This window comes from Thalassospira sp. SN3W (genome assembly GCF_038070535.1).
Lineage (GTDB): Bacteria > Pseudomonadota > Alphaproteobacteria > Rhodospirillales > Thalassospiraceae > Thalassospira > Thalassospira xiamenensis.
In genome coordinates, this window is record NZ_CP121124.1 from 4439250 (window position 1) to 4456777 (window position 17528).

The 17528-nt window shown below is 56.4% G+C and carries 18 protein-coding genes; 5 read left to right on the top strand and 13 right to left on the bottom strand.

The window, feature by feature from the left end; genetic code table 11:
• Positions 1-7 precede the first annotated feature (7 nt).
• Entirely contained in the window at positions 8-1981 is a 1974-nt protein-coding gene (locus tag P8T57_RS20435) for a GNAT family N-acetyltransferase (protein WP_007089333.1), read from the top strand.
• A gap of 39 nt (positions 1982-2020) precedes the next feature.
• On the opposite strand, the gene P8T57_RS20440 is transcribed toward P8T57_RS20435, so the two are convergent.
• The 5 genes from P8T57_RS20440 to P8T57_RS20460 form a co-directional block, all read right to left on the bottom strand.
• Positions 2021-3133 (bottom strand): peptidase C39 family protein, encoded by a 1113-nt coding sequence (locus tag P8T57_RS20440; RefSeq protein WP_341364135.1) that lies wholly within the window; start codon positions 3131-3133, stop codon positions 2021-2023.
• 112 nt (positions 3134-3245) lie between these two features.
• Positions 3246-5009: a sulfate permease gene (gene sulP / locus P8T57_RS20445; RefSeq protein WP_037991619.1), complete on the bottom strand. Its 1764-nt coding sequence runs from the start codon at positions 5007-5009 to the stop codon at positions 3246-3248.
• A gap of 73 nt (positions 5010-5082) precedes the next feature.
• Positions 5083-5496, bottom strand: coding sequence for a TIGR01244 family sulfur transferase (locus P8T57_RS20450; RefSeq protein ID WP_051682338.1), 414 nt, complete (start codon positions 5494-5496; stop codon positions 5083-5085).
• 47 nt (positions 5497-5543) lie between these two features.
• Positions 5544-6452: an MBL fold metallo-hydrolase gene (locus P8T57_RS20455; RefSeq protein ID WP_007089329.1), complete on the bottom strand. Its 909-nt coding sequence runs from the start codon at positions 6450-6452 to the stop codon at positions 5544-5546.
• Positions 6453-6486: 34 nt separating this feature from the next.
• Positions 6487-6717, bottom strand: a complete 231-nt coding sequence (locus tag P8T57_RS20460) for a DUF2892 domain-containing protein (RefSeq protein ID WP_037991445.1) — start codon at positions 6715-6717, stop codon at positions 6487-6489.
• A gap of 199 nt (positions 6718-6916) precedes the next feature.
• Here P8T57_RS20460 and P8T57_RS20465 point away from each other — a divergent pair, with 199 nt between their 5' ends.
• Both P8T57_RS20465 and P8T57_RS20470 read left to right on the top strand, forming a co-directional pair.
• Positions 6917-7657 (top strand): TenA family protein, encoded by a 741-nt coding sequence (locus P8T57_RS20465; protein WP_341364136.1) that lies wholly within the window; start codon positions 6917-6919, stop codon positions 7655-7657.
• Complete coding sequence (locus P8T57_RS20470; protein WP_341364137.1) at positions 7639-8136, top strand: GNAT family N-acetyltransferase; 498 nt, start codon at positions 7639-7641, stop codon at positions 8134-8136. Before P8T57_RS20465 ends, P8T57_RS20470 begins: the two co-directional genes overlap by 19 nt.
• Positions 8137-8182: 46 nt before the next feature.
• Here the strand turns inward: P8T57_RS20470 and P8T57_RS20475 are convergent, their stop codons facing one another.
• The 8 genes from P8T57_RS20475 to pcaD all read right to left on the bottom strand — a co-directional run bounded on the left by P8T57_RS20475 (position 8183) and on the right by pcaD (position 15136).
• Positions 8183-9523, bottom strand: a complete 1341-nt coding sequence (locus P8T57_RS20475; protein WP_341364138.1) for a 3-carboxy-cis,cis-muconate cycloisomerase — start codon at positions 9521-9523, stop codon at positions 8183-8185.
• 139 nt (positions 9524-9662) lie between these two features.
• Entirely contained in the window at positions 9663-10868 is a 1206-nt protein-coding gene (gene pcaF / locus P8T57_RS20480; RefSeq protein WP_341364139.1) for a 3-oxoadipyl-CoA thiolase, read from the bottom strand.
• A gap of 11 nt (positions 10869-10879) precedes the next feature.
• Positions 10880-11653, bottom strand: coding sequence for a CoA-transferase subunit beta (locus P8T57_RS20485; RefSeq protein ID WP_037991458.1), 774 nt, complete (start codon positions 11651-11653; stop codon positions 10880-10882).
• Between the two features lie 14 nt (positions 11654-11667).
• On the bottom strand, positions 11668-12522 hold the full coding sequence (locus P8T57_RS20490) for a CoA transferase subunit A (protein ID WP_037991460.1): 855 nt from the start codon (positions 12520-12522) through the stop codon (positions 11668-11670).
• A gap of 131 nt (positions 12523-12653) precedes the next feature.
• Complete coding sequence (gene pcaG / locus P8T57_RS20495; protein ID WP_341364140.1) at positions 12654-13241, bottom strand: protocatechuate 3,4-dioxygenase subunit alpha; 588 nt, start codon at positions 13239-13241, stop codon at positions 12654-12656.
• A gap of 3 nt (positions 13242-13244) precedes the next feature.
• Positions 13245-13946, bottom strand: coding sequence for a protocatechuate 3,4-dioxygenase subunit beta (gene pcaH / locus P8T57_RS20500; protein ID WP_341364141.1), 702 nt, complete (start codon positions 13944-13946; stop codon positions 13245-13247).
• Between the two features lie 4 nt (positions 13947-13950).
• The gene (pcaC, locus tag P8T57_RS20505) at positions 13951-14343 is read right to left on the bottom strand and encodes a 4-carboxymuconolactone decarboxylase (RefSeq protein ID WP_341364142.1); all 393 of its coding nucleotides are present in this window, start codon (positions 14341-14343) and stop codon (positions 13951-13953) included.
• Positions 14336-15136: a 3-oxoadipate enol-lactonase gene (pcaD, locus tag P8T57_RS20510; protein ID WP_341364143.1), complete on the bottom strand. Its 801-nt coding sequence runs from the start codon at positions 15134-15136 to the stop codon at positions 14336-14338. The genes pcaC and pcaD overlap by 8 nt, the downstream gene beginning before the upstream one ends.
• Positions 15137-15266: 130 nt before the next feature.
• On the opposite strand from pcaD, the gene pcaQ reads away from it, so the two are divergent.
• Positions 15267-16208 carry a pca operon transcription factor PcaQ gene (gene pcaQ, locus P8T57_RS20515; RefSeq protein ID WP_114122901.1) on the top strand — a complete coding sequence of 314 codons (942 nt, stop codon included), beginning with the start codon at positions 15267-15269 and terminating at the stop codon, positions 16206-16208.
• Between the two features lie 230 nt (positions 16209-16438).
• Entirely contained in the window at positions 16439-17473 is a 1035-nt protein-coding gene (locus P8T57_RS20520; protein WP_341364144.1) for a TRAP transporter substrate-binding protein, read from the top strand.
• Positions 17474-17528: the final 55 nt, after the last annotated feature.

Genomic DNA, 17528 nt, shown 5'->3' on the forward strand with positions numbered 1-17528 from the left:
CCCCTAAGTGAACTCCAACGCGACATCAAATTCCTCCCTGCCCGTTATCATCCGTACGGCGACCCGATCCGATCTGGATGGCCTTTGCGCTCTTGAAAGCGGCAGCTTCACAAGCGACGCGATTTCACGATCGGGCTTTTCGCGCTTCCTGCGCCAATCTTCCGCCCGTCTTCTGGTCGCCGATGCCGGCGAAAGCGGAACACCCGATATTGTCGGTTATGGCCTGCTTTTGCTGCGCGCAAATACGACAACTGCGCGCATTTATTCGCTGGCAATTTCCGATAAGTGGCGCGGCAAGGGCCTTGGCACCCAACTTCTGGCCGGGCTTGAAAACCTGGCGATTGATGCCGGATGTGTGCGTATCCGCCTTGAAGTCCGTGTTGAAAACAGCAATGCCCGCAATCTTTATGATCGCCATGGCTATCAACAGATTGCTGATCTGCCCGGTTATTATGAAGACGGGGCCGATGGCATTCGCCTGCAACATGATCTTTATGATATTCCGACCGAACGGTCCCCTGCGGTTGCAACCGGTGCCCCCTTGATCCTTGTGGACCGCCTCAAGGATCTGCCGTTTCAGGTGCCCGGTGCGCGCATCATGCGGGTGCGCGAATATCTTGCGCTTGACCACGGGGTCCGCAACCGCCGTGTGATCAACCTGTGTCAGTCCTATGAATATCTGTCACGCGGCTATTATTGCAGCTTGCTTGCCGCCGCACGCAGCGAACGCGTGATCCCCGAAGCCGACGTGCTTCTGGATCTGAACTGGAAACGGCTGCAAAAAACCGCCCGCGCGGAAATGAGCTCGCAAATCGTCGAAGCATTGACCAAACCCGGCGATCATCCGACCAGAATTGACGTCTTTTTCGGCCGCACCGTCGATAAGCGTTTCCGCGATATCGCGCAACGCGCCTTCGATCAGTTCCGCTGCCCGATCCTGCGCCTGCATCTGAACCCGTCGGATAAGAAAATCCTGCGCGAAATCGAAGCCCCAGCCCTAAGCCAACTGGATGCCGAAGACCTGCCCGCCTTTGAAAGTGCCATTCGTGCCTATCTGCGCGGTCGGGTGCGCAAACCGGCATCTGGCGGCAATCCGCCAAGTGCGCTGGTGGCAATCCTCCATGATCCCGACGCGGTTCTGCCGCCATCCGATAATGACGCATTGGCCCTGTTCGTTCAGGCCGCAGCCGACCTTGGTGCCAAGGCCGAACTGATCACCGCCAAGGATTTCCACCATCTGTCGGAATTTGATGCGCTGCTGATCCGCGAAACCACCGCCCTTGATCATCACACCTATCGTTTTGCCAAGCGCGCGCGAAAGGAAGGCATTCCGGTGATTGACGATCCGGACTCAATCCTGCGCTGCACCAACAAGGTCTATCTTGCCGAATTGCTGCGCACGCACCGCATCCCGGCCCCGCGCAGCATGATTTTCGATAAACGCCGCATTGCCGAAATCGGCAAGCTGTTCAGCTTCCCCTCGGTCCTGAAGGTGCCCGATGGCTGCTTCTCGCGCGGGGTGCGCAAGGTGAAATCGCCCGAACATCTGGCCGAAGTCGCGACCGAAATGTTCAAAAATTCCGAACTTCTGGTCATTCAGGAATATGTCGAAACCACCTTTGACTGGCGCATCGGCGTTCTGGGGGGCGAACCGCTTTTTGCCAGCCGCTATTTCATGGCGCCGGGCCATTGGCAGATCGTCAAACATGAAGATGACGGCAAATCGTTTGAACAAGGCGGTTTTGAAACTGTCGCGGTTGAAGACGCCCCGGCCGATATTGTTTCAACCGCCCTTGCCGCAGCCCGCCTGATGGGCGATGGGCTTTATGGTGTCGATATGAAGGAAACACCGCGCGGCCCGATGGTGATCGAGGTCAATGACAACCCCAGTATCGATGGCGGGGTCGAGGATGTGGTGCTGGGCATGGATTTGTATCGCCGGATCATCGCCCATCTTTTGGGCAAGATCGCACGCCCCTGAAGGTCTTCGGACACTCGAAATGACAAACAAAGGGTCGGTTTATCCGGCCCTTTTTTCGATGAACACTGCCGCCTGAAGCTTGTCCCGGCCATAGCGCGCCATAAGGTCAAACTCGTTGCGCAGGATCGGTGTCGATACGCAATCGCTGCCACTAAACGGTTCGTGATCCTCGCCAATATCAGGATCGGTGACATAGACATACCGGTCATCAAATCCCGAAACCACGACCCAATGCGGGATTTTATCGCCGTAAATCCGATACTGGCTGATCAGAACAAGCGCGATCTTGCCCTGTTTTGACCGTTCCTCGATTTCCGCAATGCTAAACGGCCCGGTGGTCACCGGAATGCCTGCTTCACGTGCCTGACGGGCGAAATCATAATGCACCAGCTCCACGACCTCGCGGTTTTTGGGTTTGCGCACGGTATCGACAAAAAGCGGCCCGTCCCGGCTGCTTAAAACCTCGACATTAAAACCGCGTTTATGCGCCGCCAGTCCAAGACCAAGTGGCCCGCACCCGCCATGCCCCGACGTCATGAAAATCGTCGTCGCCTCGCGCCAAAGCGCAATCTCCTGATTGCGATCCATTTCAATATCGGGATCAAGGGCATTCATCGCCATCATCAACGCCGCCGGACCACAGGTAAACGGCAATGTCTGATGATAAAAATGGATCGGCGATGGCCGACGCAATGATTGCGGCACCAGAACCCGTTCCATACGCAACGCGTCGGAATGGTCGGGATAGTAATCCGGATAAAGCGCAAATTCGCGGTAACCTGCCGCCTTGAACAGACGGATCGCCGTATCGTTATCCAGATTGACTTCAAGACGCAGGATCGGGGCCCCGAAATCAAGGCTCAGCTCCTCGGCCCGGTTCAAAAGTGCGCGGCCAATACCCAGCCCACGATGTTCGGCCAGCACCGCCATGGAATAAAGCCGCGCCATCGCAACGTTGGACCTGAAAATCACCAGCGCATAGCCAATCACCACCCCGCCCTTCTCGGCAACGCACAGACGCGCGGTCTCGATACCAAGGAAACGCTTGAACGCGCGGCGTGGCAGACGGTCGATGGCAAAAGATTGGTTTTCGATGGCACAAAGGGCATCCAGATCGCCCTCGACCGCCATACGAAGTGATAAGTCGCTCAAAACGGCACCTTCAAACACATGGCATGCGCGCCATTGTCGCGCGCCGTGACCATATCGTTCTAATCTCTCGAAACTTAAAGTGCAATTTTGGCAGATGTGTCACGCAAAAACGCTATCCTGCCTCTACGGTCGCGATGCCGTCGCCATCCTGATCCGGGTTGATGATCATTGGGTCAAGGGCGGCAATCGCGGCATATTGGGATAAAAACACCTGCCCGCTCAGATGCGATAAAAACGCGGTGCGCGCCAACCGGTCCATCACCGGCCCCTTGACCTCAGATAGATGGAATTTAACCCCGGCATCGCGCAGACGCAGATTGATATCTTCAAGGCTTTCAAGACCGCTGGCGTCAATTTCATTAATCGCCGGACACATCAAAATCACATGCGCCAAACCCGGATTCTTCGCCACCAGATCATAAATCCGGTCTTCCAGATAACGGCTATTGGCAAAATAAAGACTTTCATCGGGGCGCACCGTCAAAACCCGCGTGCCGGTCAAAACCTGATGACGATGGATATTGCGAAAATGTTCGGTTCCAGGCACCAGACCGACCACCGCAATATGCGGGCGGCTGGTGTGATGCAGATGCAAAATGATCGACAGCAGCACACCGCTGATCACCCCCGGCTCGACACCAAACAAAAGCGTTACGGCAATGGTTGCCATCATCGCGCTGAAATCGCGTTTCGAATAAACCCAGACCCGCCGGATCGCCGCAATATCCACAAGGCTTAATACCGCGACAATGATGGTTGCGGCCAATGTCGCATGCGGCAGAAAATACAAAAGCGGCGTTAAGAAAAATGTCGCCGCCCCAATCGCAATCGCGGTTATCAAACCGGCGGCGGGTGTTTGCGCCCCGGCATCGAAATTCACAACCGACCGGGCAAACCCGCCCGTCACCGGATATCCGCCCGAAAAACCGGCGGCGATGTTCGATGCGCCAAGGGCAATCAATTCCTGATCGGGAACAATGCGCTGGCGGCGCTTGGCCGCCAATGTCTGGGCAACCGAAACCGATTCAACAAATCCGATCACGCTGATCAACAATGCCGGCACCAAAAATTGCACGACAAGTTCCGGGTCAAAGGATGGTATCGACAGCCCGGGAAACCCGACCGGAACATCGCCAACAATCCGCACGCCCACCGCCGCCAGATCAAACTGCCAGACCAGCCATGTTGTGACGATCACCACCAGAACCGGCCCCGCCTTGGTCAAGAACGACGCCCAAACCCTGGCCATCCCCAACCGCACCAGAAGCGACCCCATCGACATCCGCACCCAAAACAGGAAAATCAGGCTGCCAATCCCGATCAAAACCGTCGAAAGGTTGCTGTCTGCAACGGATCGCACAATCGCAATCGCGGTCTGCACCGCATTTCCCGACGGGATCTGAAGGCCCAGAATATGGCGCACCTGCCCCAACGCGATCAGGATGCCCGATGCGGTAATGAAACCTGATATGACCGGATGGCTCAAAAAGCTGGCCAGAAATCCCAAACGGAAAATCCCCATCGCCAGCAACATCAAACCCGACATCACCGCCAATGTCACCGCCGCCATCAAGGCATTAACGCCCTCGGGCAATTGTGCCGCCCCAATGGTCGATGCCGTCATCAATGAAATGACCGCAACCGGCCCGACGGCCAGGGCACGGGACGTGCCAAACACCGCATAGGCTATCAATGGCAGGATGGAGGCATAAAGCCCGACTTCGGGCGGCAATCCCGCCAGCATCGCATAAGCCAGACTTTGCGGGATCAACATTACCGTCACGATCACCGCCGCCGTCATATCGTTGGCGGCGTCGTGTCGGTTATAGGTCCGTCCCCAGTCAAGGATCGGAAAATAACGGTGCAACCGTTTCACATTCGGCACTCCGGGCCATCAAGGCCACAAATCACGTCGGCCCGTTTCCGCCAATGGCCGCACCGCTGAATTATCAGCTCCGTGCGGCAATCCGCGGTGCCAGACCAGACATGTCATACCCCGCATCCGCAGCCGTTTTGACAATATCCTCGACCGGCATCTTCCCGGCATTGGCAAGCGACCACAAAATCGCGCAACGCGTTCCGGTCCGGCAATAGGCAAAGACGGGTTTGGGAGATTCGTTTAACGCCTTGGCAAAGGCATCGGCATCGCCGTCCTGCACATTGCCACTCATCACGGGTTGAAACACCGCCGTAAGGCCAAGTTCCTCGGCACGCGCCTTGACCGCACTAAACGGTGGCTGACCGGGATCTTCATTGTCCGGCCGGTTGCAAATGATCGTCTTGAAACCGGCTTGGGCGATGTGATCCAGTGCCTCAATCGGCATCTGGGGCGATACGGTAAGATCGTCATTCAGGCGTTTCATCGTCCTTGCATCCATTCTTTCGCGTCGGAAACGTCCCGCCTTTGCCCTCAAAGGCTGTTAAGCGGGATCTTGAGATAACGGATGCCATTATCTTCGGCTGGTGGCAACTCCCCAGCGCGCATATTTACCTGAACCGATGGCAGGATCAGGCGCGGCATATCCAATGTCGCGTCCTTGGCCTTGCGCATTTTGGTGAATTGATCCTCGCTGATACCTTCGCGGACATGGACATTATGGGCGCGTTCTTCGGCCACCGTGGTTTCCCAGATATAAATATCGCGCCCCGGTGCCTTGTAATCATGGCAAAGAAACACCCGTGTTTCTCCCGGAAGGGCCAGAATCTTTTGCACCGACCGATAAAGTGTCGCCGCATCCCCACCCGGAAAATCACATCTTGCGGTGCCAAAATCGGGCATGAACAACGTATCGCCGACGAAAACGCTATCACCAATCACATAGGACATACAGGCGGGTGTATGCCCTGGCGTATGCAGCGCACGCGCCGAAAGCCCGCCGATTTCAAACGTTTCCTCATCCTCGAACAGATGGTCGAACTGACTGCCGTCGCGCTGGAATTCCGTTCCGGCGTTAAACACCTTGCCAAATGTTTCCTGCACCACACTGATCTTTGATCCGATGCCCATGCGCCCGCCCAGCTTGTCCTTCAAATACGGGGCCGCCGACAGATGATCGGCATGGACATGGGTTTCAAGTATCCATTGCACCGTAAGCCCTTCCTCGCGGACAAAGGCAACAATCGCATCGGCGGAAACGGTATTGGTCCGGCCACTTGCCGGGTCATAATCCAGAACCGAGTCAATAATCGCGCAACAACTGCTTTGCGGATCGCGCACCACATAGCTGATCGTAAAGGTCGCCTCGTCAAAAAATGCCTTCACCACCGGCATTTTCGATTTGTCCGCCCGAAGCGACGGTTTGCCTGATCCGATACTCATGCCACTCCTCCGGTATTGTCGGACGCCGATAATGCTAGTTTGTGGATGTCTGACAGGTGCAAATACCCAAAATGCGATACAGCAGGCAGAATCGCATAACCCCGGTCAACAGGATGACCGCGCCCACAATCATCGCAAGCCAGCCAAAACCGCCAAGGGTGGCAAACGGACCGGCCTCGGTCGCAAGGATGAACGGCAATACAATCAGGACAAGACCAAGGATGATCCGTACCACACGATCAAATGTTCCAACATTGGCTTTCATCGCGAAATTCCGCTTTTTAAATGGATGAATAATCTCTGGCTGAGAGGTTATAATTAAACATTATAATAATCAAATGTAATTTTATCATTTTTTTGTGTTAAAAATGATCCATCGCAATGCAATGTACAAAAGCGCCCGGTTGCGGTCCTTTCCCGCGCGTGCTAAGCCCCTCTCAAATCAAAATTTCTGGGGATGGATCATGACCGACAACGTTGCATCACAACCCGAAAATGCCTCAACACCTGATTGGCCAGTCTGGCAGGCGCAAAATCCGGCGGGCACATTTTCCCAGTGGCTCAAGGCGTGTGTTGCCGATGATTGGCACAAGGTCACTCACCATCCCTTTACCGATGCCTGGGGCAAGGCCGCGGTTCCCGACCGCAATCTCAAAAACTATCTGATTCAGGACCACCGTTTCATCGACCGGTTTGTTGCCCTTCTGGCCGGTGCCGTATCACGTGCACCAACGCTGCCGGACCGGATTCCGGCCTGCCAGTTTCTCGCTCTTCTGACCGGACCGGAAAACACCTATTTCGAACGATCGCTTGATGCGCTTGGCGTCACCGAACAGGAACGCCGAGAAATGCCGGATTGGGACGTCACCGCGGACTTCAAGGACCTGATGCGCACCGCCATGGAAAGCAACGACTACGCCAGCATGCTGGCGGTTCTGGCCGTGGCCGAAGGCACCTATCTTGGCTGGGCGGATCGGGTTCACAATGAAATCGAAAGCCACCCCAAAGAATTCTGGTACGCCGAATGGCTTGATCTGCATATCGGGACCTATTTCGAAAGTGTCGTCGCCTTCCTCAATGATCAGCTCGATAAAACCGGACCGACACTCGATGACACGGCCCGTGCAAACTGTCTTTCCTGTTTTCGCAAGGCAACCGAACTTGAAGTCCGGTTCTTTGACGCGGCATGGGGTTCACAGAATTGATCACCATCCGCCCGTATCGCGCCACCGATGCATCGGTGCTGACCGAAATTTACACCCGTTCCGTCACGGAACTGGGATCACGTGCCTATAACCCTGATCAGGTCGGCATCTGGACGTCTCTCGCCCCAACCGCAGAACGGTTTGCCGAACTGATGGATGATGGTCGGCTGCGCCTGATTGCGGCCGATGCAAACGACCGGGCCGTCGCCTTTTGCGATCTCGAAGCCGACGGGCATATCCATTTTCTATATGCCCTGCCCGAACTTGCCGGTACCGGTGCGGTCAGGATACTTTATGACGCCCTCGAAAAAGCGGCACGTGACCGCAACATCGCAAAGCTCTATTCCGAAGCCAGCGAACTCGCCAAGGGCTTCCTGTTAAAACAGGGCTTTCACGTGGTTGAACGCCGCGATTTTGAAGTCGCCGGGGTCCCGATCCATAACTATGCCGTTGAAAAACGCCTGCGTCCTGTGACCTGATCGGGGCAAAATCAAAAGGCGGTCATTTCCCGACCGCCTTTTCATGTCAACTGTCCTTGATCGCCCGACGGGCGGTTGTCACCACCCGCTCGACAAAGGCATCGGCCTGCCCGATATAATGCGCCGGATCGCGCAGCTTGGCCCAGTCGATCCCGACATCGGTAAGTTTTGGCAATTCATCAAACAGATTGCTTTGATTGGCCGCCGACCTTGCAAGTCCATCCTTGACCAGCTTGTCCGCCGCATCGCGCCCGACATGTTCGGCCAGGGCAAAGGTCGCGGCCTCCGCCAGCATCGCCCCGCGTGACAGTTCAAGATTGGCCGCCATCCGGTCAGCATTGATCTTAAGGGTCGGCACCATATCAACCGCCTGCGCCAATCCCGCCGCCGTCGCCATGATCATCTGCGGCAAAGTCAGCCATTCCAGCAACCAGCTTGCGCCCGATCGTTCATGTTCATGGATCTGGCTTTGCGCAAATGTGCCAAGCTGCCCGGCATTGAACCGCGCCAATGTGATCAGCATTTCCGCCTGCACCGGATTGGATTTATGCGGCATGGTCGATGATCCGCCGCCCTTGCCCGGCTGGACTTCGGCTATTTCGGATTGCGCCAGCAAAACAAGGTCCTGCCCCATCTTGCCAAGCGCACCGCTCAGCGCGGTTAACTGTGCGGCAAAATCGACCAGAACATCGCGCTGGCTATGCCACGGCATATCGGTTGGGGGCAGTTCAAGTTCATCGGCCAGATTGCGTTCAACCTCAATCGCCTTATCCCCGATGGATGCCAGCGTCCCTGCCGCCCCGCCAAAGCTTAACCGGAACAGGTCAGAACATAACGTATCAATCCGCTGATCAATCCGCACCAATGGTGCCAGCCATCCGGCAGCCTTAAGCCCGAATGTGGTCGGCACCGCCTGCTGGGAACGGGTCCGCCCGATCATGACCGTTGCCCGGTGGGTTTCGGCCTGTGCAATCAATGCCTTGATCAGCTTGCGCGTCCGGCGGCGAATAATCCCCACCGCATCGCGAAGCCGCAACACAAGCCCGGTATCAACCACATCCTGACTGGTTGCACCAAAATGGACAAACCGTGCATCATCCCCGCCGACCTCGGCCTTAAGCGCCTTGACCAATGCCGGAACCGGCACACCGGCACTTGCCGATCCTGCCGCCAATGTCGCGGGATCGGGGCGAAATTCGCGGCACACATCGGCAATACGGTTCGCACTTGTTTCCGGGATCACGCCTGCGCGTGCTTCGGCCGATGCCAATGCCGCCTCGAACAGCACCATTGATGCAATCTGCGCATCATCGGTAAACAGGGCGGCAATTTCCGCATCGGCAAACAGATTGCCAAGCATCGCGGAATCAAAGGGCGAAATCGTCATCTGGTTTGGTCCACCGTTTAAACAGGTGTTATTTCAGGTCCTTAGTGTCGCGCTGCCATGGCGTTCGGTCAACAACACAAAAAGAAGCCCCTGCCCGTTCTTCCAACGGCACAGGGGCCATTTTGAAATCAACCGATAATCAGACCGCTTCAAGCACAATGGCAATGCCCTGCCCGACGCCAATGCACATCGTCGCCAGCGCATATTTGCCGCCACTACGTTTCAACTGCATCGCAGCCGTCCCGGTGATGCGCGCCCCCGACATGCCAAGCGGATGACCAAGCGCAATCGCCCCGCCATTCGGGTTCACACGCGCATCGTCATCGGCAATGCCAAGATCGCGCAATGTCGCAAGCCCCTGCGATGCAAAGGCCTCGTTCAGTTCGATCACGTCAAGCTGATCGGTCGTAAGGCCAAGACGCGCCAGAAGCTTCTTGCTGGCCGGTGCCGGGCCAAAGCCCATGATGCGTGGCGCAACGCCCGCCGTCGCACCGCCAAGCACCTTGGCAATCGGTTTCAGGCCGTATTTCTTGACCGCCGCTTCCGATGCAATGATCAATGCCGCCGCACCGTCATTAACCCCCGATGCATTCCCCGCCGTTACCGAACCACCTTCGCGGAACGGGGTCGGCAGTTTGCCCAGCTTTTCAAACGTGGTGCCCGGACGCGGATGTTCATCCTTGTCAACGATGATCGGGTCGGCCTTGCGCTGCGGAATGGTGACCGGCGTGATTTCCGCGGCCAGATTGCCGTTTTCCTGTGCGGCCACCGCCTTGTCCTGCGACCGGACGGCAAAGGCATCCTGATCGGCACGGCTGATCTTGAAATCCTCGGCGACGTTTTCACCGGTTTCCGGCATGGAATCAACGCCGTACTGCTTTTTCATCACCGGATTGATGAAACGCCAGCCGATTGTGGTGTCATGGATTTCCGCATTGCGCGAAAAGGCCGTTTCGGCCTTTGGCATCACGAACGGCGCACGCGACATGCTTTCGACACCGCCGGCAATCATCAGATCGGCTTCACCCGATTTGATCGCGCGTGCGGCCATGATGATCGCGTCCATGCCCGACCCGCACAGACGGTTGACCGTCGTGCCGGTCACATTTTCCGGCAATCCGGCCAGAAGCGACGACATGCGCGCCACGTTGCGATTGTCTTCCCCGGCCTGATTGGCACATCCGAAAATCACGTCATCGACATCGCCGAAATCAACATTCGGATTGCGTTCGATCAGTGCCTTTAGCGGAATGGCACCAAGGTCGTCCGCACGGACCGATGAAAGACTGCCGCCAAAACGGCCAATCGGGGTACGGATAAAATCGCAGATATAAGCATCAGCCATATGTGGGGTCCTTACTGCTGGCCTTCATGGGCCTTGGCGGTGCGGGCATGCAGGTCACGCAGGACCTGAAGCTCGTGCGCGTCGGGCACCGGAGTTTCGGCGACTTCATCAGCAAATTCAACAGTCCAGCCCGTGTTTTCAATAATATCTTCGCGCGTCACACCCGGATGGATCGATGTCACGATGAAATGCTTGCCAACCGGATGCGGTTCCATGATGCAAAGATCGGTAATCAGCCGCGACGGCCCTTTGGTATCCACGCCATAAGATGCGCGGTCATCCCCGCCCTTGCCATGACCAAGCGAGGTCACGAAATCGATCTTTTCAACAAAGCCGCGCTTGCTTTGTTTCATCACCAGAAACACCTCGCCACAGCTCGTCGCGATTTCCGGCGCGCCGCCACCGCCCGGCAGGCGGACTTTGGGATCGTCATAATCGCCAATCACGGTGGTGTTGATGTTGCCGTATTTATCAAGCTGTGCCGCGCCAAGGAAGCCGACGGAAATCTTGCCACCCTGCAACCAGTAGCGGAACATTTCCGGCACCGGCACGGTATTGACGGCCGTTTCGCAAAGCTCGCCATCCCCGATGGATAACGGCAATACGTCTGGCTTCGTACCAATCGTGCCGCTTTCATAAATCAGGGTCAGCTCCGGCGCATGCGTCAACCGTGCAAGGTTGCACGCCGCCGACGGCATGCCGATGCCGACAAAGCACACATCGTCATTCTTGAGTGCGCGCGAGGCAGAAACCGTCATCATTTCGGTAGGGGTATAGTCAACCATGATCTTTCCTCCGCTTACCCTTTGTTCGCTGCGCGCTTGGCGGCGAAATCTTCGGGGCCGCCCTTCATGACATGCTCATCGATCCACGCGGTGAAACTGTCACGATCATTGGCGATCTTGTCCCACGCCTTGTAAAACGCGTTGTCGCGCTTGTAATAGCCTTGGGCATAAGACGGATGTGCGCCACCCGGCACCTCGACAATCGCGGTCACCGCCCAGTTCGGCAGCATCACGGCGTTGTAGGGAACATCGTCAAAATTATCGACGATCTCCTCGACCGTGATGATCGACTTTTTCGCCGCCAGAACGGCTTCTTTCTGAACACCGACAATGCCTTCAAACAGGACATCGCCCTTCTTGTTGGCTTTCTGGGCATGGACCACGGCAACATCCGGGCGAATGGCCGGAACAGCCGCCAGGCTTTCACCGGTAAACGGGCATTCGATGAATTTAATATTCTTGTTCACGCGCGGCAATTCCGCCCCGCGATATCCCTTGAACACCGCACATGGCAAACCTGCCGCCCCCGCGTCATAGGCATTGGCCATTGCCGCGTGGCTGTGTTCCTCGATCTCAAGCTTGTGCGGCCAGCCTTCCTGAACCGCATCGCGCAACCGGTGCAAAGACCCGACACCGGGGTTCCCGCCCCACGAAAACACCAGTTTCTTGGCACAACCGGCCCCGATCAGCTGATCATAGATCATGTCGGGCGTCATCCGGATCAGGGTCAGATCCCTGATCCCCTGACGAATGACCTCGTGCCCGGCGGCATGCGGGATCAGATGCGTGAAACCTTCCATCGAGACGGTATCGCCATCCTTGATGCAGGATGCGACAGCCTCTTTAAGCGACATGAAACGTGCAACCACGGTAAAACTCCTGTGGTAACCAGAACAAGAAAACGCGGCATATCTCAGCCGGATGCGTTGGAATGATTTGGATGGCTGCGCCTACCGGCTTTCCCCAAAGCAGCGAACACAGCCATCCGGACCGAAGCGACCTACACGTCGAAGAACACGGTTTCCGCGTCCCCCTGCATGTGAATGTCGATCCGGTATTCAACCCCGGTACGGGTTTCGACACGCTTGGCAACCAGCGTGTCACGGCGATCGGCGGGAACCGATTGCAGGATGTCATCCTTGGCGTTCAATGCCGCCTCGTCATCGAAATAGAAACGGGTAAAGGCATGAACCAGCATGCCGCGCATGAACACGATGACATTGACAAACGGGGCCGTACCATCGGCAACAACACCCGGCTTGACGGTGTCAAAGTAAAAGCGGTTCTGCGCGTCCGTGCCGGTACCGCAACGGCCAAGGCCACGGAAACCCGATGATGCAACATCAACCGGATTTTCGGTATAGGCCCCGTTGGCATCGGCCTGCCAGATTTCGATCATCGCGTCATTGACGACATCGCCGTTGCCATCAAGAACACGGCCAGTGATGCGGATATGTTCACCTTCCGCGTCCGGTCCGGCGATGGTCGTGTCGGCAATGTCGGTAAAGTCATACGCGTATTGCCCGGCGGTCAGGCCATAGGCGAAATACGGACCAACCGTCTGCGAGGGGGTTTCACCATATGCCATGACTTAATTCTCCATCGGGGTGGCATTGCGTCCGCGAAGGACGATGTCAAACTGATAACCAAGGGCAAAGCCTTCCTCGGTCTTCTCGATCGAGAATTTCGCAATCAGGCGTTCGCGTGCCGCGGCGTCCTCGGTACCCAGGAAAATCGGATCAAGTTCCAGCAACGGATCGCCGGGAAAATACATCTGGGTCACAAGCCGCGTGGCAAAACCCGGCCCGAACAACGACAGATGAATATGGTTCGGACGCCATGCATTGAAATGGTTGCCCCACGGATAGGCTCCCGGCTTGATCGTATAGAAAACATAATTGCCGTTGGCATCCGTCATGCACCGGCCCGACCCGCGAAAGTTCGGGTCAAGCGGCGCATCATGCTGATCCACCTTATGCACATAACGCCCCGCCGCATTGGCCTGCCAGACCTCGACAAGAATATCGGGCTGCGGGCGGCCATCGGTATCCATGACCTTGCCATGCACCACAATACGTTCGCCCAGCGGTTCACCATTGGTGATACCGTTTTTCGTCAGATCGAAATCAAGCTTGCGCACCGATGCCGGGGCAAAACGCGGGCCAGTGCCCTCGGTCAGACCGGATTTGATGGCAAGCGGGGCGCGCGTCGGACCGCGCAGAATGGTGGATTTGTAACCGGGCGCGATAAAGGGGGCGTGGGAACCCCAGTCACGCGGTTTGAATGTGGACATGGCGTTACTCTCCCTTGGGGGCCGCATCGATCTCGGCATAGGTTTGTTTGGCAATGCGGAACGCCGTATTGGCGGTGGGAACACCGGCATAGACCGCAACATGCATCAGAACTTCACGGATATCTTCACGCGTGGCACCGGTATTAAGCGTCGCCCGGATATGCATCGCCAATTCTTCTTCATGGCCAAGCCCGGCCAGAAGCGCGATGGTCACGATGCTGCGTTCGCGCTTGGTAAACGCCTCGCTGGTCCAGACACCATTCCAGACATTCTCGGTGATGTAACGCTGAAAACCGGCATCGATTTCCGTGACATTCGCCGATGCACGATCCACATGGGCATCGCCCAGAACGGAACGGCGGGTTTTCATACCGACTTCATACCGGTTCTCAGACAAGGTTCTTCTCCTTGATAAATCGGTCGATCAACCGGGAAAGCAATTCGGGGGTTTCAAGGCACGGCAAATGCCCGACCCCGTTTATAAGTTCGAATTCGGCCCCGGGGATCATCCCGGCCATCTCGCGCACCACATCGGGCGGTGTCGCCAGATCATCCGATCCGCAAACGCAAAGTACCGGCACTGAAATCCGGGTTGCCGCATCGCGCAGATCCCCATCACGAAGGGCAACGCACGTTCCGACATATCCCTCGACCGTGGTGCGGACCAGCATGTCGCGATACATCGCGGTTTCAACCGGCCGTTCGCGGCGATATGTCGGCGACAACCATCGTTCGATGATCGCATCGCCAAGAACCTTGATGCCACCTTCCCTGATGGCATTGATGCGCGTGTTCCAGCCATCCGCATCGCCAAGTTTCGGCGCGGTATCACACAGGATCAGACCGCGAACGCGGGCGGGCACCAGTTCCGTGACCTTCTGCGCAATCAGTCCGCCGACGGACAAACCGCAGATGATGACGTCTTTGACGCCCAGATAATCCAGAAGCCCGATCAGGTCATTGGCATGCAGGTCGATATTGTAATCCGCCCCGCCAATGCCCGATAAACCATGCCCGCGCTTGTCATAGGTTATGACGTTAAACCGGTCGGCAAAGGCCGGGGCAACATCGTTCCAGATACGAAGATCCGTACCCAGCGAATTTGAAAACACCAAAGCCGGGCCGTTTTTTGGACCGGTCTGGCAATAATGGATATGTGTCCCGTTGATCGGGGCGACTTGTAAACTCATGTCATTTCCACCCTGACTTGTTACGCCCAATCTGGCAGGCGGTTTTGGTTATGTAAAATGAGGATTTGCGTTAATTGCATAACTATACAATTATATAAAACAGGAATATCTGATTTCTGGAATGGTACGCATGCTTGATCAACGCATTAAATTCCGCCATCTGACCTGCTTTCTGGAGGTCGCCCGCCAGCGCAGCGTCGTCAAGGCCGCCGACACATTATCCATCACCCAGCCGGCCGTATCCAAGACCATCCGCGAGCTCGAAGAACATCTTGATGCCCGCCTGTTTGACCGGTCCAAACGCGGCGTCACCCTGACCGATTTCGGCAAGGTGTTCCTGCGCTATGCCGGGGCAAGCGTCACCGCCCTTCGCCAGGGGGTCGACAGCATCAGTCAGGTGCGCATGCAGGGTGGGCTTTCGATCAATCTTGGTGTTCTGCCAACCGTCGCCGCCAGCGTCATGCCAAACGCCATCCGCCGGTTCAAGGCGCTAAGCCCCGACACAACGGTCAAGGTCGTCGCCGGGCCAAACGTCATGCTGATGGGGCAATTGCGTGTCGGGGAACTTGATCTGGTGGTCGGTCGTCTGGCTGAACCCGATCAGATGTCGGGCCTGTCCTTCATACATTTATATTCGGAACATATCTCGCTGGTCGCGCGCCCCGGTCATCCTTTGCTGGCGGACAAAAACCCTGATATCACCCGCATTCGCGAATTTACTGTTCTGGTCCCGCCCAAACAGGCGATCATTCATTCAACCGTCGACAAGATGCTGATTGCACATGGCATCGGCGCCCTGCCCGATCGGATCGAAACCGTTTCAACATCTTTTGGCCGTGCCTTTACCCGCGAAACCGATGCGATCTGGATCATCTCGAACGGGGCCGTGGCGTCCGACATTGCCGAAGGCCATCTTGTCGAATTGCCAATTGATACCAGCGATACCTTTGGCCCCGTGGGCCTGACCACCCGCATCGACAGCCCGGTATCCCCGCCAGTCGAAATGCTGATCAATGCCGTCCGCGAAGAAGCCGCCCTGCATCACGCGACCCATTCCCGCCATGATACATAATCATATGGTTATGAAAACGAGCGCCAATATCATTATACATAACCATGCGGCGACCATTAGATTGATTACAAATTGGCATCACTGCTGTGCGTAAACGGCAAACATGCGAACAAAAAGAACAATAAAAACAACAAGAAAAACTTCAGGAAAACTTTGCAGATAAAAACGCATCATGGTTGAGACGTTTGATGGCGTTTGGCAACGCCACGGGACGTTCAAAGGAGGAAAGAATGAAATACATCACGAAATTGCTGACAGGTGCCGCCGTTGCGACCATGGTGTCGTTTGGCGCACATGCGCAGGAAGTAACCCTGACGATCCATCACTTCCTGGGCCCGAAAGCACCGGCCCAGGCCCAGATGATGGAACCGTGGGCGAAAAAGATCGAAGAAGAATCAAACGGCCGTATCAAATTTGAAATCTTCCCGTCCATGTCGCTCGGCGGCAACCCGCCGGAACTGTATCGTCAGGTCCGTGACGGTGTCGCCGACATTGTCTGGACCCTGCCGGGTTACACCCCGGGCGTCTTCCCGCACACCGAAGTTTTCGAACTTCCGGGTGTCCATTTGGGGGATGCACGCGCGACCAACCTCGCGATCTGGGACATGATGGAAGACATGGCACCGGACCTTAAAGACATCCATCCGCTGGCCGTTCACGTTCATGCCGGTCAGGCCATCCACCTGACGGAAAAAGAAGTCCGCACCGTTGCCGACGTCAAAGGTCTTAAATTGCGTACGCCGACCCGTACCGGTTCCTGGGTGATTGAATCCTGGGGCGCAGAACCGGTTGGCATGCCGGTCCCGGCCCTGCCGCAGGCCATGTCGCTTGGTGTGGTTGACGGCGGCCTTGTGCCGTTCGAAGTCGTCCCGCCGCTCAAACTGGCTGAACTGGTTTCCTACTCGGTCGAAGGCCAGGGCGTTAATTCGCGCTTTGGTACCTCGGTCTTCCTGTTCGCCATGAACAAGGACCGTTACGAAAGCCTGCCCGACGACCTCAAGGAAATCATCGACCGTAACTCCGGCCGCGATTTTGCCGCCCAGATCGGTGATGTTTTCAACAATGTCGAAGAAGTCGGCAAGAAAATGATCAACGATGGCAAGGGTCAGGTTGTTCAACTGACGCCCGAAGAAAAAGCAACCTTTGACGATGCATCCGCATCGGTTGTTGATCGCTGGATCGAAGAAGCCAAATCGAACGGCATCGACGGTGCTGCATTGGTCGAAAAGGCCAAGGCTGCCGTTCTCGCCCATACCGAGCAGTAATCTTTCCAGATTACTGGCAAATCTGACAGGGTTACGTATCATCACGTTACGTAAC

Bases quoted from the DNA above. Each gene is read 5' to 3' on its own strand.
- P8T57_RS20475 (WP_341364138.1), bottom strand. From the start codon at position 9,523: ATGACGATTTCGCCCTTTGATTCCGCGATGCTTGGCAATCTGTTTGCC.
- pcaH (WP_341364141.1), bottom strand. From the start codon at position 13,946: ATGTCCACATTCAAACCGCGTGACTGGGGTTCCCACGCCCCCTTTATC.
- pcaD (WP_341364143.1), bottom strand. From the start codon at position 15,136: ATGAGTTTACAAGTCGCCCCGATCAACGGGACACATATCCATTATTGC.
- P8T57_RS20470 (WP_341364137.1), top strand. From the start codon at position 7,639: ATGGGGTTCACAGAATTGATCACCATCCGCCCGTATCGCGCCACCGAT.
- P8T57_RS20455 (WP_007089329.1), bottom strand. From the start codon at position 6,452: ATGAGTATCGGATCAGGCAAACCGTCGCTTCGGGCGGACAAATCGAAA.
- pcaF (WP_341364139.1), bottom strand. From the start codon at position 10,868: ATGGCTGATGCTTATATCTGCGATTTTATCCGTACCCCGATTGGCCGT.
- P8T57_RS20520 (WP_341364144.1), top strand. From the start codon at position 16,439: ATGAAATACATCACGAAATTGCTGACAGGTGCCGCCGTTGCGACCATG.
- P8T57_RS20485 (WP_037991458.1), bottom strand. From the start codon at position 11,653: ATGGTTGACTATACCCCTACCGAAATGATGACGGTTTCTGCCTCGCGC.
- P8T57_RS20450 (WP_051682338.1), bottom strand. From the start codon at position 5,496: ATGAAACGCCTGAATGACGATCTTACCGTATCGCCCCAGATGCCGATT.
- pcaG (WP_341364140.1), bottom strand. From the start codon at position 13,241: ATGGCATATGGTGAAACCCCCTCGCAGACGGTTGGTCCGTATTTCGCC.
- P8T57_RS20460 (WP_037991445.1), bottom strand. From the start codon at position 6,717: ATGAAAGCCAATGTTGGAACATTTGATCGTGTGGTACGGATCATCCTT.
- P8T57_RS20465 (WP_341364136.1), top strand. From the start codon at position 6,917: ATGACCGACAACGTTGCATCACAACCCGAAAATGCCTCAACACCTGAT.
- pcaQ (WP_114122901.1), top strand. From the start codon at position 15,267: ATGCTTGATCAACGCATTAAATTCCGCCATCTGACCTGCTTTCTGGAG.